Raw genomic sequence first — 14434 nt, 5'->3', positions numbered from 1 at the left:
CGGGAAGGGTAACCGCGGCCTCGGGTCCCGCCGGGGCCGTCGCGGTCCACCCGCCCGGGCGCACGGCAGCACACGCCGTCCCATGATCGACACGGCGGGCGCACGCGCCGGAGCACGGCGGACGCCGCCACGGGCCCCGAGCGCTCAGGCCTCCGCCTGCGCCAGCCGCAGCGTCCGCTCCGCCAGCTCGCTGATCCGCACCCCGTCGAACCCGAACACCGCACTGCGCACCGTGTCCTCCAGCGGCTCCTTCCACTGGTCCGGCACCGCCGCCACGCCGCACATCACCCCCGCCACCGACCCGGCCGTCGCGCCGTTGGAGTCCGTGTCCAGACCGCCCCGCACGGTCAGCGCGACGCTCCGGGAGAAGTCGCCGGCGCCGTACAGCAGCCCCGCGGTGATGACGGCCGCGTTCGGCACCGTGTGGATCCAGCCGAGCCCCGCCGTCTCCTCCTCCAGCGTGGCCAGCGTGTCCTCCCACGGCAGCCCGCTCTCGTGCAGCGACGTCACCCGGCGCACCGTGCGCGCCAGCCTGCTGCTCGCCGGGACCACCGCCAGCGCCTCGTCCACCGCCTCCCGCGCCGTCCCCGCCGTGAACGCCGCCGCGACCAGCGCCGCCGCCCACATCGCGCCGTACACCCCGTTGCCCGTGTGCGACAGCACCGCGTCCTTGCGGGCCAGCGCGGCGGCCCGGCGCGGGGCGCCCGGCGAGACCCAGCCGTGCACGTCGGCGCGGATCAGCGCGCCGATCCACTCCTGGTACGGGTTCTCGTACGTCGCCGTCAGAGGCGGCCGCAGCCCGTTCGCGAGGTTGCGGTACGCCGCGCGCTCCGCGGTGAACGTCTGGAGGTACGGCAGCCGCAGCAGCCACAGGTCGCCGACCTGCTCGGTGCTGAAGCCGAAGCCGTGCGTCTCCAGCAGGTGCAGGCCGAGGATGGCGTAGTCGACGTCGTCGTCCCGGCAGCTGCCGTGGACCCGGCCCCGGACGCAGTGACGCCACTCCGGGCGCAGCGCCCGCTCCTCGACCTCCGTGGGCGGCCCCGGCAGGTAGTCGGTCAGCGGCAGCGCGTCCGTCGCCCGCAGGTAGCGGTCGATGCGGTCCCGCGTCCACACCTCGCCCTGCTCCACCGGCTTGCCCAGCATGTTGCCGGCGATGCGGCCCAGCCAGCCGCCGAGGATGCGGTCGGCGAGCCCGGTCGCGGTGGTCACGTCGGTCGTCGCGGTCATGGGACCGGTCTACCCGTTTCCCGGCGGTTCCGTGCCGGTCCACGGGCCGGCCGGGGCATGGCGGGCACGCCACCCGGCGGTTAGGGTCGCAGCGGCGCGACAGGTCCCGGCACGCGCGGGGCCCGATGAACGAGGGGTAGCCAAGTGGCGGACGCTGCAGGAAGCGGTACGCGTAGGACGCCGTCGGCCCAGCGGGTGCTGGTCGCCGCGGACAAGTTCAAGGGGTCGCTGACGGCCGTGCAGGTCGCCGAGCGGGTCACCGCCGGGCTCCGCACGGTCCGGCCGGACCTTCAGGTCGAGGCTCTTCCGGTGGCCGACGGCGGCGACGGCACCGTCGCCGCGGCCGTCGCGGCCGGGTTCGAACGGCACGAGGTACGGGTCTGCGGACCGCTCGGCGACGAGGTGACCGCGGCCTACGCGCTGCGGGACGGCACCGCCGTCGTGGAGATGGCGGAGGCCAGCGGGCTGCAGCGGCTGCCGGAAGGTGTCTTCGCGCCGCTCACCGCGTCGACGTACGGCTCCGGGGAGCTGCTGCGGGCCGCGCTCGACGCGGGCGCGCGGAGCATCGTGTTCGGCGTCGGAGGCAGCGCGACGACCGACGGCGGGGCGGGGATGCTGGCCGCGCTGGGGGCACGGTTCCTGACGGCGTCCGGGGAGCCGGTCGGGCCAGGGGGCGCCGCGCTGGCGGAGGTGGCGACCGCGGACCTGTCCGGTCTCGACCCGCGGCTGCGGTCCGTGGAGTTCGTGCTCGCGAGCGACGTCGACAACCCGCTGACCGGTGCGAAGGGCGCTGCCGCCGTGTACGGGCCGCAGAAGGGCGCCTCGCCGGAGGACGTGGAGCGGCTGGACGCGGCGCTGGGGCACTTCGCGAAGGTGCTGGACGCCGCCGGGCTCGCGGCGTCACCGGGGGCGGGGGCTGCCGGCGGTATCGGCTTCGGGGCGCTGCTCGTGGGGGCGCGGTTCCGTCCCGGCATCGAGGTCATGCTGGACGTGCTGGGGTTCGCGGCCGCGCTGGAGCGGGCGGATCTGGTGATCACCGGGGAGGGGTCGCTGGACGAGCAGACGCTGCACGGGAAGGCGCCGGCGGGGGTCGCCGCGGCGGCGCGGGCGGCCGGGAAGGACGTCATCGCGGTGTGCGGGCGGCTGGCGCTGGCGCCGGAGGTGCTGGGGCGGGCCGGGATCCGTCGGGCGTACGCCCTGACGGACGTGGAGCCGGACGTGGCGGTGTGCATCGCGGACGCGGGCCCCATCCTGGAACGCACGGCGGAACGCATCGCCCACGACTACCTGACCTGAACCGGGCCGTGTCAGGTCCCCGGCTCCCGGGGGACCTGACACCGTCTCACCACACGCTGGAGCAGCGGTCCGAGCGCCCCGGCGGGACCGTGTTGCGATCCTCCGCATCAGTGGTTCCATGGACATGGAGGAGAACCCGCAGGTGGACGTCCCCCACGTCCTTGCCTGCGAGGAGCGGCGGCGTCACCGGCCGCTGTGCCTTCCGGTGTTCCGTGACGTGTCGCCGGAGGGCGCAGCATGGAGGGAACGACGCCATGCCCACCAAGGTCATCCGCAGCCCGGAGGGCAAGCAGCGGCCGCGTGACGCCGCCTGGTTCACGCTGTACCCGAGACGCTGGACACTCCGGGCCGCGCGAGCGGTGGACCGGCGCTGGCGGTCCTACCGGACCGGCCGGGAGGCCCGCCGGAGCATCGTCCCCAACCGCAGGTGGCACCCCTGGCGGGTCTCGCTCGGTCGGCTGCTGCGCGTGTTCGCCTTCGTCGGAACCGCCCTGCTGCTCGCCTGGATCGCGCTCGCCGCGTACGACTCCTCGGCACACACGCGCTCGTGGTACGACGACCTGAAGAACGACGCCTGGTTCAGCACCGTGCTGTCCTTCGTGAGCCCCGTGCTGACCGGCGCCCTCCTCCTCGCGGTCTTCCTCCTGTACTGGTACCACAAGGCCAAGAGGCCACTGGTGAGGAAGGCGCGCACCCGCCCGCACGAGCTGGTCCCCACGGCCGGCACGCTCGTCGACCGGATCGTCGGGCGCCGCGAACTGGCCCAGGTGATGGCCCAGACGCTCCGCAACCGCAAGACGCGCCGGCCCTATCTGCTGGTCGGCGGCGTGGGCGTCGGCAAGACGGCCGTCCTCGTGGAGCTGACCCGCATGCTCGCGCAGCAGTCCGCCGTACCGGTGCCGCTGCGTCTGCGCGACATGGACGGGGAGTTCGACTTCGAGCAGATGGCGCGGCGCCGCTTCGCCGAGGAGGCCGACCAGGGCGTCTTCGCCGCCGGCAACATCGACAAGGCCTGGCGGCAACTGCGGCTCGACGACAAGGCCGTGGTCATCGCCGACGGTCTGGAGGAGGCACTCCTCGACGAGCGGTACCGGGAGGACCGGGACAACATCATCCGGCGGGCCATCGACCGGGCGGACCGTCAGCAGCTCCCCCTGGTCATCGCCTCGCGCCCGCACGCGCCGCTGGAAGGCACCAGGGCGGCCATCACCGACCTGGAACCGCTCAGCGAGGAGGCGGCCCTGGAGTACCTGGTCCGGGAACCCGGCGAGGGGGACGAACGCCGTCTGGACTGGGTGGTGGAGACCGCCGAGGTCTCCGACTCGCCGATCTATCTGCGCATCGCCCGCGCCCTGCAACAGCGCGGACTGCTGGAACACCTGACGCTCCGCGAGCACGACGGGCGGCTGAACACGCGCAGCAACGACTGCTCCACGATCAGGCTGTGGCTCCTCGACAGCTACCGCCGGGCCATGGAGGACGGGCTCATCCGCGACAAGCTGGTGATGGACCGCAGGGAACGCAGGGAGACCCTGTGGGTGGTGTCGGCCCTGGCCTGCCTCGGCCTGCTGCAGGACACCCTGGAGGTGTCCTTCGACGACTTCGTCGGCGCCTACCTGGACGACCTCCGGGAGCGCCGCCGGTCCGGGACCCGGCCCGAGGAACCGGCGGCCGGATCGTGGCGGGACACGGTCCGCCCCGCCGTCACGCCGGCCCAGCGCGAGGCGATCTGGAACGTGCTGGCCCGCACGGTCGGTCAGTCGTCGTCCTGGCTCAACCCGCTGGACGCCCCCACCGAGTGCTACGCCGAACTCGCCCGGTACGCCGCCAACGGACAGCACCTGGGGCTCGTGCGGGGCTCCGAGAACAAGGTCCGCTTCCCCCACAGCATCGTCCAGGCCTACCTGGGGCACCGGCTGCTGACCGAGGTGCCGGACGACGAGATGGCCGCCGTCGTCGGACCCGCCCTGCGCGGCCCCGGCCCGTCCCGCGAACTCCTCATCGCCCTGGTGCTGCTCTCCCGCCACCGGGCCACCACCGCCGTGCCCCGCCCGTCAGGACGGCGCGACGGCGGGAGGGCCCCGAGGACGAGCGAACTGCTCCGCGACGCCGCCGCGAGCCGGCACGACGCGAAGTACTTCGATCTGTACGCCGCCGCCCTGGAGATCGACAGCATTGACCCGGAGCCGCTTCAGGACGAGTTGGCCCGCACCCTCGACGAACAGTGGGAGGGGCTGGTCATCAGGTCGGACCAGCGCACCGTGGAGGACGCCAAGCTCGGGCTGGTGCGGCGCTTCGGCGCGGCGCTGCGCGAACGGGAGAGGCGCAGGAACGAGGCCAGGACACCTCCCGGGACGGCCGCGGCGCCGCCTCCGCTGCCGTACGAGCGGCTGCTCAGCATCGGCACGCACGAGCCCTCCCACGCCGTCCGGACCGCGATCGCCCACCAGATCGCCGCAGGCGGTGACGCGGCATTCCGTGCCCTGCGGGAGCTGTTCCCCCTCGACACCGATCCCGTGCGGCAGTACCTGCACCAGATGCGGGAGGCCAAACGGAAGCTCAACGAGGACTACACCGCCTGGCTCGAGGACACGGAGGCGGGCCGGGCCGCCGCCCCGGGGACGGCGGAACGCAGGGAGCAGCGGTACGCCCGGTTCGTACGGGAGCACGAGCAGCGCCGCACCGTCCAGTGGCGTCACTTCGCCCTGCGCGCCTGGCTGGTCCCCATGTTCCTCGGCTCCGTCTCCGCGAGGTACCGCGACGAGGCCGAGGAACGCCTCGACCTCTGGCTGCGGCACCTCACCGTCCCGGCCGGCCGGGACGGCGCACCGGCGCCGTCCACAGGGCCGCCCGAGCCCGACCTGCCGCTGTCCTTGGAGATCGCCATGACCCAGGGCTTCAAGAACGCCGCGAACCGGCGGAGGCGTCATCCGGGCGTCTACGAGGAGAGCCGGGCGTTCCTGACCAGGCATGCCGAGCGGATGCTCGCCTCCAGCCGCTCCTGGTACGCGCAGCTGAGCCTGCTCCACGCACTGTGCCTGTGGGAGCTGCCCGACACGGCCGGGCGGGGGGACGCCCCTGCCGGGCAAGGCGCGTCCGTCGAGCCCGTGCGCGCGGTCACCCGCTGGCTCGCCGTCGCGGGGAGCGCCCGCCGCGGCGGGAAAGACGGACGAGGGCCGCGCGCGATGCTCCACCCCTTCGTCGCCGAGGCCGGGGACCTGGTGACCCTGGCCCTGGAGACGGGGCACCCCGAGCAGTTCCTCTGGATCGACGAGCACGGCGCCGTCGACAGCGTCGGGTCCACCCCGGCGGACCCGGAGCGTTACCGCAAGCACAATCTGTGGATCGCCCCGTCGTCCGGCTGGACCAGCCTGCACCCCCGGGCGCAGCGTCTCCTCGCCGACGTCCTGATCATGCTGAACCTCACCGAGCGGGACGGCAGCCCGGACGCCATCGAGGAGCGCCTGGAGCTCACCGACCGCAGCGACCTCCCGCCCTGCCTCACCCACGACCGGACCCCGCTCCACCCCGAGCGGAGCGTGGGCCGCAACGACCAGGACGAGCCGGGCTGCACCTGCCTGCCGACCTGCACGTTCCGCCTGTGCCCCTACCCGCCCAAGGCCGCGAGGACGCAGAAGGAGATCGAGGAGCCCTTCTGCCGGCAGCAGCAGGCACTCCTGCACAGCCACCGTCGCTGGCACCTGCCGGCCCTCACCCGGCGCACCGCTCCCTGGGTGAGCATCCCCGTGCGGGAGCTGCACGCCTTCTGGGAGGTGATGGCGCACCGGAAGCGCAAGGCGCCCGAGGAGGACGAGCAGGTCCTGTGAGGCGGGCGGGGGCCGCACGCACAAGGGCCCCGGACCCTTCCCGGGTCCGGGGCCCCACACGGTCCGTGGCCGCGTTACGGCAGCTGCGCCGCCCGCGCCTCGCGACGGTTGTCGCGGAAGTTGTTCACCCGCCGCGCCGTGGCGAACAGCGGAATCACCGCCCCCATCACCAGCTGCAGCGCACACCCCGTCTGCAGCAGCAGCTGTCCGCTCGGCGCGTCGAAGGCCCATGCCGCCAGCAGCCCCATCGACAGCACGATCCACGACAGCATCGCCACGGCGAGGCGCCCGCGCGGCTTCGGGTACTCGACGCGGCTCACCATCAGCCACGCCGTGCCGATGATCGCCAGCAGCGTCGCCACGAAGGGGAGCTCCAGCAGCACGATCGACACGACCGTCAGCGCCCCGAAGGGCGACGGCATGCCCTGGAAGGTGCCGTCCTTCACCGTGACGCAGGAGAACCGCGCCAGTCTCAGCACCACCGCGAGGAGCACCACGATCGCCCCGACCGCGGCCACCCTCTGGTGCGCGTCGTCCGCGACCATGCCGTAGACGAGGACGAAGTACGCCGGCGCCAGGCCGAAGCTGATCAGGTCCGAGAGGTTGTCCAGCTCGGCGCCCATCGGCGAGGAGCGCAGCTTGCGCGCCACCAGGCCGTCGAAGAGGTCGAAGACCGCCGCGCACAGCATCAGGATCACCGCCGTGGCCGCGCTGTGGCGGGCCATGCCGGTCTCCTGGCTGCCCTGCAGGTGCGGGATCAGGATGCCGGTGGTGGTGAAGTACACCGCCATGAAGCCGCACGTGGCGTTGCCCAGCGTGAGGGTGTCCGCTATCGACAGGCGCAGCGACAGAGGCATCTCCTCGTCGTCGTCCTCGTCGGCCTCCGGCACCCAGCCGGCCTGGGTCTCTGGATCAACCACGGTCAATGCGAGTCACCCCAGCCACGGTCTTCTGGCCCACTTCGACATCGACCTCAACACCCTCGGGCAGGTAGATGTCGACCCGCGAGCCGAAGCGGATGAGGCCGATGCGCTCACCCTGCTCGACCTTGGTGCCCTGGGGCACGTAGGGGACGATACGGCGGGCCACCGCGCCGGCGATCTGGACCATCTCGATGTCGCCGAGCTCGGTGTCGAAGTGCCACACCACGCGCTCGTTGTTCTCGCTCTCCTTGTTGAAGGCGGGAACGAAGCCACCGGGGATGTGCTCGACCGACGTCACGGTGCCGGCCAGGGGGGCGCGGTTCACGTGGACGTTGAGCGGGCTCATGAAGATCGCGACGCGGGTGCGCCCGTCCTTCCAGGGCATGATGCTCTGCACCACACCGTCGGCCGGGGAGATGACGCGGCCCTGGGCGATCTCGCGCTCGGGGTCGCGGAAGAACCACAGCATCCCCGCCGCGAGAGCGGTGGCGGGGACGGCGACGGCCTTGGCGGCGCCCGAGCGGCGGGCGCGGAGCAGGCTCACGGCTGCGGTGGCGACGGTCGGCAGAAGCCACGGCGAGGCTCCGCGCGCGAGGCGTACGCCGGCGAGGCTGTCGCGGTGTGCAGAGGTTTGGCTGTGGGGCATGGATGACCTTCGTAGCGGATGATGCCGCGCAACTGCGGGGGACGGCGGCTTTCCGGCGATCGTAGCGGCTCTCGGCCGCAACTGGGTAAGCCAGGCAACCAAGTCGGCGGCCGAAGAACGCATACGGGGTGTGATCCTCTTCCTCAAGAAAACACCCCGTATCCGGACATCTGACCCTGCTCAGCCCTGGAATCGATACTCTTCGAGCAGTCGACGGCCGATGATCATTTTCTGGATCTCAGCGGTGCCCTCACCGATCAGCAGCATCGGGGCCTCCCGGTAGAGGCGCTCGATCTCGTACTCCTTCGAGAAGCCGTAGCCGCCGTGGATCCGGAAGGCGTCCTCCACGACCTCCTTGCAGTACTCGGAGGCGAGGTACTTCGCCATCCCTGCCTCGAGGTCGTTTCGCTCCCCGGAGTCCTTTTTGCGCGCTGCGTTGACCATCATGGCATGCGCGGCCTCCACCTTGGTAGCCATCTCGGCCAGCTTGAACTGGACGGCCTGGTGCTGGGCGATCGGCTTGCCGAAAGTGTGACGCTGCTGGGCGTACCGGACGCCCAGTTCGAAGGCACGCTGCGCGACGCCGCAGCCACGCGCCGCGACGTTCACACGGCCGACCTCGACGCCGTCCATCATTTGGTAAAAACCTCGGCCGGTGACGCCGCCGAGCACCCGGTCGGCGGGAACGCGCAGGTCGTCCATGATGAGCTCGGTCGTGTCGACGCCCTTGTAGCCCATCTTGTCGATCTTGCCGGGGATGGTCAGGCCCGGACGGACCTCGCCGAAGCCCGGCTCCTTCTCCACCAGGAAGGTGGTCATCGACCTGTGCGGCTTGGCGGCTGCCTCTTCAGGGGAGTGTCCTTCGTCACTTCGCACCAGAACGGCCACCAGCGACGACGTTCCGCCGTTCGTCAGCCACATCTTCTGGCCGTTGAGGACGTACTCGTCGCCGTCCTTCACCGCCTTGGAGGTGATGGCCGACACGTCGGAGCCGAGGCCCGGCTCCGACATCGAGAAGGCGCCGCGGACGTCGCCGGCCGCCATCCGCGGAAGGAAGTACTCCTTCTGCTCCTGCGTGCCGTGCTGCTTCAGCATGTACGCCACGATGAAGTGCGTGTTGATGATGCCGGACACCGACATCCAGCCGCGGGCGATCTCCTCCACGCACAGCGCGTACGTGAGGAGGGACTCGCCCAGGCCGCCGTACTCCTCGGGGATCATCAGGCCGAAGAGACCCAGCTCCTTCAGCCCGTCGACGATCTGCTGCGGATACTCGTCGCGGTGCTCCAGCTCGGTGGCGACCGGGATGATCTCCTTGTCCACGAAGTCCCGGACGGTGGAGAGGATCTCCTGCTGGACGTCGGTCAGACCGGCGGTCTGGGCGAGTCGCGCCATGGCTACTTCTCCTGCTGCTTCAGTTCCGGGCGGCCGGGCTGCTCGCCGCCGCGCTCCTTGATGTACGTCTCGGTCGGCACCATCACCTTGCGGCGGAACACGCAGACCAGCGTGCCGTCCTGCTTGTAACCCTTGGTCTCGACGTACACGATGCCGCGGTCGTTCTTCGACTTCGACGGCCACTTGTCCAGGACGGTCGTCTGCCCGTAGACGGTGTCGCCGTGGAAGGTCGGCGCCACGTGCTTGAGCGACTCGATCTCCAGGTTGGCGATCGCCTTGCCGGAGATGTCCGGCACGCTCATGCCGAGCAGCAGCGAGTAGATGTAGTTCCCGACGACGACGTTCTTGCCGAAGTCCGTCGTCCGCTCCGCGTAGTTCGCGTCCATGTGGAGCGGGTGGTGGTTCATGGTGAGGAGACAGAAGAGGTGGTCGTCGTACTCGGTGACCGTCTTGCCCGGCCAGTGCTTGTACGTCGCCCCGACCTCGAACTCCTCGTAGGTGCGTCCGAACTGCATGACGGTCAGGCCTCCGGGATCTCGAACTTCGACGTGCGCCGCATGCCGGCGGCACGTCCCTTGCCCGCGATGACCAGGGCCATCTTGCGGCTGGCCTCGTCGATCATCTCGTCGCCGAGCATCGCGGAGCCCTTCTTGCCGCCCGCCTCGGACGTGTAGTAGTCGTACGCGTCCAGGATCAGCTCGGCGTGGTCGTAGTCCTCCTGCGAGGGGGAGAAGACCTCGTTGGCGGCGTCGACCTGGCCGGGGTGCAGCACCCACTTGCCGTCGAAGCCGAGCGCGGCGGCGCGGCCGGCCACCTCGCGGAAGCCGTCGACGTTGCGGATCTGCAGGTAGGGGCCGTCGATCGCCTGGAGGTCGTTGGCGCGGGCGGCCATCAGGATCTTCATCAGGATGTAGTGGTAGGCGTCCGCCGGGTAGCCGGGCGGCTGCTCGCCCACGACCAGCGACTTCATGTTGATGGACGCCATGAAGTCGGCCGGGCCGAAGATGATGGTCTCGATGCGCGGGGAGGCCTGCGCGATCTCGTTGACGTTGTTCAGGCCGCGGGCGTTCTCGATCTGCGCCTCGATGCCGATGCGGCCGACCTCGAAGCCCATGGTCTTCTCGATCTGCGTGAGCAGCAGGTCCAGGGCGACGATCTGCTGGGCGTCCTGCACCTTCGGCAGCATGATGCAGTCGAGGTTCGGGCCGGCGCCCTCGACGACCGTCACGACGTCCCGGTACGTCCACTCGGTGGTCCAGTCGTTGACACGCACCACGCGGGTCTTGCCGGTCCAGTCGCCCTCGTTGAGGAACTTCACGATGGTGTGCCGCGCCTCGGGCTTGGCGAGCGGGGCGCAGGCGTCCTCGAGGTCCAGGAAGACCTGGTCCGCCGGGAGGCCCTGCGCCTTCTCCAGGAAGCGCGGGTTGCTTCCCGGGACCGCCAGACAGGAACGGCGGGGGCGAAGGCGGTTGACCGTTGTCATGCGGGGACCTCCAGAGGGTCGAGCTTGTTCGCGTTGCGGATCTCGTCGACGATGCGGCCGATGATTCCGGTGATGTCGAAGTCCTTCGGCGTGAAGACCGCGGCGACTCCCGCGGCCCGCAGCTGTTCGGCGTCACCGCTGGGGATGATGCCACCGGCGATCACGGGAATGTCCGTGGCGCCGGCCACACGGAGCCGTTCGAGCACGTCCGGCACCAGCTGGGCGTGCGATCCGGAGAGGATCGACAGGCCCACCGCGTGGACGTCCTCCGCCAGCGCGGCGTCCACGATCTGCTCCGGGGTGAGCCGGATGCCCTGGTAGACCACCTCGAACCCGGCGTCGCGGGCCCGCACGGCGATCTGCTCGGCGCCGTTGGAGTGGCCGTCAAGGCCGGGCTTGCCGACCAGGAAGCGCAGCTTGCCCACGCCGAGGTCCTTCGCCGTGAGTTCCACCTTCCGGCGGACCTCCGACAGGGCGGAGCCCTCCTCGGCGGGGACCGCGACGGGGGCCGACGAGACCCCGGTCGGCGCCCGGAACTCGCCGAACACCTCGCGCAGCGCGCCGGCCCACTCGCCGGTGGTGACGCCGGCCCGCGCGCACTCCAGGGTGGCCTCCATGAGGTTGTCGGTGCCGCGCGCGGCCTCCTTCAGCTTCTCCAGCGCCTTGCAGGGGCGCGGGTGGTTGAAGGGCGGCTGGTAGCGGGTGTCGCGCCAGTTCTGCAGCGAGGCGATCACCCGGGCCTCGACCGCGGGGTCGACGGTCTGGATGGCGGTGTCCAGGTCCGCGGTGAGCGGGTTGGGCTCGGTCGACTCGAAGGCGTTGACCCCGATGATCTTCTCTTCGCCGGACTCGATCCGGGCGCGGCGCGCGGCGTGCGAGGAGACGAGCTGGGACTTGAGGTAGCCGGACTCCACGGCGGCCATCGCGCCGCCCATCTCCTGGATCCGCTCGATCTCAGCGGTCGCCTCGGCGACCAGCTCCTCGACCTTCGCCTCGATCACCTTCGAGCCCTCGAAGATGTCCTCGTACTCCAGCAGGTCGCTCTCGTAGGCGAGGACCTGCTGGATGCGCAGGGACCACTGCTGGTCCCAGGGGCGGGGCAGGCCGAGCGCCTCGTTCCAGGCGGGCAGCTGCACGGCACGCGCGCGGGCGTCCTTGGAGAGGGTGACGGCCAGCATCTCCAGCACGATCCGCTGGACGTTGTTCTCCGGCTGCGCCTCGGTCAGTCCCAGGGAGTTGACCTGGACGCCGTAGCGGAAGCGGCGGTGCTTGGGGTTCTCGATGCCGTACCGCTCGCGCGTGACGGTGTCCCAGATGCGGCCGAAGGCGCGCATCTTGCACATCTCCTCGACGAAGCGGACGCCGGCGTTCACGAAGAAGGAGATACGGCCGACGACGTCGCCCATGCGCTCCTGCGGCACCTGGCCGCTCTCGCGCACCGCGTCGAGGACGGCGATCGCGGTGGACATCGCGTACGCGATCTCCTGCACCGGCGTGGCCCCGGCCTCCTGCAGGTGGTAGCTGCAGATGTTGATCGGGTTCCACTTCGGGATGTGGGAGACCGTGTACGCGATCATGTCGGTCGTCAGGCGGAGCGACGGCCCGGGCGGGAAGACGTGCGTCCCGCGGGACAGGTACTCCTTGACGATGTCGTTCTGGGTCGTGCCCTGGAGCTTGGTGATGTCCGCGCCCTGCTCCTCGGCGACGACCTGGTAGAGCGCCAGCAGCCACATGGCGGTGGCGTTGATCGTCATCGAGGTGTTCATCTGCTCCAGGGGGATGTCCTGGAACAGCCTGCGCATGTCACCGAGGTGCGAGACGGGCACCCCGACCCGGCCGACCTCGCCGCGGGCGAGGACGTGGTCGGGGTCGTAGCCGGTCTGGGTCGGCAGGTCGAACGCGACCGACAGCCCGGTCTGGCCCTTGGCGAGGTTGCGCCGGTACAGCTCGTTGGACGCCTCGGCGGTCGAGTGGCCGGCATACGTCCGCATGAGCCACGGACGGTCCTTCTGGCGCTCTGTCATGTCCGCCCTGCCTCAGATGTTCCGGAAGCGGTTGATGGCGTCGATGTGCTTGGCCCGCTTCTCGTGGTCGCGCACGCCGAGGCCCTCCTCGGGGGCCAGGCAGAGCACGCCGACCTTGCCCTGGTGGAGGTTGCGGTGCACGTCGTAGGCGGCCTGGCCGGTGTCCTCGAGGGCGTACACCTTGGACAGGGTGGGGTGGATCTTGCCCTTGGCGATGAGCCGGTTGGCCTCCCAGGCCTCGCGGTAGTTGGCGAAGTGGGAGCCGATGATGCGCTTCAGGGACATCCACAGGTAGCGGTTGTCGTACTCGTGCATGTAGCCCGAGGTCGAGGCGCAGGTGGTGATGGTGCCGCCCTTGCGGGTGACGTACACCGAGGCGCCGAAGGTCTCGCGGCCGGGGTGCTCGAAGACGATGTCGATGTCCTCGCCGCCGGTCAGCTCGCGGATGCGCTTGCCGAAGCGCTTCCATTCCTTGGGGTCCTGGGTGTTCTCGTCCTTCCAGAACCGGTAGCCCTCGGCGGTGCGGTCGATGATCGCCTCCGCGCCCATGGACCGGCAGATCTCCGCCTTCTGCTCGCTGGAGACGACGCAGATCGGGGTGGCGCCGCCGGCCAGCGCGAACTGGGTCGCGTAGGAGCCGAGTCCGCCGCTGGCGCCCCAGATGAGGACGTTGTCGCCCTGCTTCATGCCCGCGCCGTTGCGGGAGACCAGCTGGCGGTAGGCGGTGGAGTTGACCAGGCCCGGGGCTGCGGCCTCCTCCCAGGTGAGGTGGTCGGGCTTAGGCATGAGCTGGTTGGACTTCACCAGCGCGATCTCGGCGAGGCCGCCGAAGTTCGTCTCGAAGCCCCAGATCCGCTGCTCGGGGTCGAGCATCGTGTCGTTGTGGCCGTCGGAGGACTCCAGCTCGACGGAGAGACAGTGGGCGACGACCTCGTCGCCGGGGCGCCAGGCGTTGACGCCGGGGCCGGTGCGCAGCACCACGCCCGCGAGGTCCGAGCCGATGACGTGGTACGGCAGGTCGTGGCGCTTGGTCAGTTCGCTGAGCCGGCCGTAGCGCTCCAGGAAGCCGAAGGTGGACAGCGGCTCGAAGATCGAGGTCCACACCGAGTTGTAGTTGACCGAGGAGGCCATGACGGCGACCAGGGCCTCGCCGGGGCCCAGTTCGGGCAGCGGCACGTCGTCCAGGTGGAGCGACTTGCGGGGGTCCTTGTCGCGGGTGGCGAGGCCCGCGAACATCTCCGTCTCGTCCTTGTGCACGGTGATGCCGCGGTACGACTCGGGGAGCGGCAGGGCGGCGAAGTCCTCGGACGTGGAGTCGGGCGACTGGATCGCGGCCAGGATGTCCTTGACGGTCACGGTGTTGCCTCCGGCGATGGGCGCCCTGAGGGAGGGGCGCTGAGGGATACGTCGGTGTGCTGCTGAGGGTTGAGGGGTGCCGTCGGTCCGGCGGGTGGTGCTTCGGCAGCGCGTGGTTGCGCGGGAGGTTGCCTGTGACGCAGGCGCCGGACGTGCGGGTGGTGGACCCGCCGGGACTCGCCCGGACTCCTTCAACGTATGGCACGCCGTGTCAGTCGGCAAGGCACTGCGTGCCAGAACTTGGGCTCAGGTGAAAT

10 protein-coding genes are annotated in these 14434 nt (G+C 70.8%); 2 read left to right on the top strand and 8 right to left on the bottom strand.

Translation table 11 applies throughout. From position 1 onward, the window contains the following. Nucleotides 1-144 precede the first annotated feature (144 nt). Nucleotides 145-1227, bottom strand: coding sequence for an ADP-ribosylglycohydrolase family protein (locus ELQ39_RS05060; protein ID WP_242591143.1), 1083 nt, complete (start codon nt 1225-1227; stop codon nt 145-147). Between the two features lie 195 nt (nt 1228-1422). On the opposite strand from ELQ39_RS05060, the gene ELQ39_RS05055 reads away from it, so the two are divergent. Both ELQ39_RS05055 and ELQ39_RS05050 read left to right on the top strand, forming a co-directional pair. Then, nucleotides 1423-2523 carry a glycerate kinase gene (locus tag ELQ39_RS05055; protein ID WP_190001703.1) on the top strand — a complete coding sequence of 367 codons (1101 nt, stop codon included), beginning with the start codon at nt 1423-1425 and terminating at the stop codon, nt 2521-2523. A gap of 254 nt (nt 2524-2777) precedes the next feature. Next, nucleotides 2778-6350 (top strand): ATP-binding protein, encoded by a 3573-nt coding sequence (locus ELQ39_RS05050; RefSeq protein ID WP_242591142.1) that lies wholly within the window; start codon nt 2778-2780, stop codon nt 6348-6350. 74 nt (nt 6351-6424) lie between these two features. Here the strand turns inward: ELQ39_RS05050 and pssA are convergent, their stop codons facing one another. The 7 genes from pssA to ccrA form a co-directional block, all read right to left on the bottom strand. Continuing rightward, a complete protein-coding gene (pssA, locus tag ELQ39_RS05045) occupies nt 6425-7240 on the bottom strand; it encodes a CDP-diacylglycerol--serine O-phosphatidyltransferase (RefSeq protein WP_102640756.1) in 816 nt (271 codons plus the stop codon). A gap of 22 nt (nt 7241-7262) precedes the next feature. After that, nucleotides 7263-7919, bottom strand: coding sequence for a phosphatidylserine decarboxylase (locus tag ELQ39_RS05040; RefSeq protein WP_026243357.1), 657 nt, complete (start codon nt 7917-7919; stop codon nt 7263-7265). Nucleotides 7920-8099: 180 nt separating this feature from the next. Next, nucleotides 8100-9314, bottom strand: a complete 1215-nt coding sequence (locus tag ELQ39_RS05035; protein WP_242591141.1) for an acyl-CoA dehydrogenase family protein — start codon at nt 9312-9314, stop codon at nt 8100-8102. 2 nt (nt 9315-9316) lie between these two features. Then, nucleotides 9317-9829, bottom strand: coding sequence for a MaoC family dehydratase (locus ELQ39_RS05030; protein ID WP_190001513.1), 513 nt, complete (start codon nt 9827-9829; stop codon nt 9317-9319). 5 nt (nt 9830-9834) lie between these two features. Next, nucleotides 9835-10797, bottom strand: a complete 963-nt coding sequence (locus tag ELQ39_RS05025; RefSeq protein ID WP_190001514.1) for an HpcH/HpaI aldolase/citrate lyase family protein — start codon at nt 10795-10797, stop codon at nt 9835-9837. Next, a complete protein-coding gene (locus ELQ39_RS05020; RefSeq protein WP_242591140.1) occupies nt 10794-12821 on the bottom strand; it encodes a methylmalonyl-CoA mutase family protein in 2028 nt (675 codons plus the stop codon). The genes ELQ39_RS05025 and ELQ39_RS05020 overlap by 4 nt, the downstream gene beginning before the upstream one ends. A gap of 12 nt (nt 12822-12833) precedes the next feature. Next, on the bottom strand, nt 12834-14177 hold the full coding sequence (gene ccrA / locus ELQ39_RS05015) for a crotonyl-CoA carboxylase/reductase (RefSeq protein WP_242591139.1): 1344 nt from the start codon (nt 14175-14177) through the stop codon (nt 12834-12836). Nucleotides 14178-14434: the final 257 nt, after the last annotated feature.

Source organism: Streptomyces sp. GB4-14 (assembly GCF_022696125.1).
Taxonomy (GTDB): Bacteria; Actinomycetota; Actinomycetes; order Streptomycetales; family Streptomycetaceae; genus Streptomyces; species Streptomyces werraensis.
This window is presented reverse-complemented; position numbering and strand designations above follow the sequence as displayed.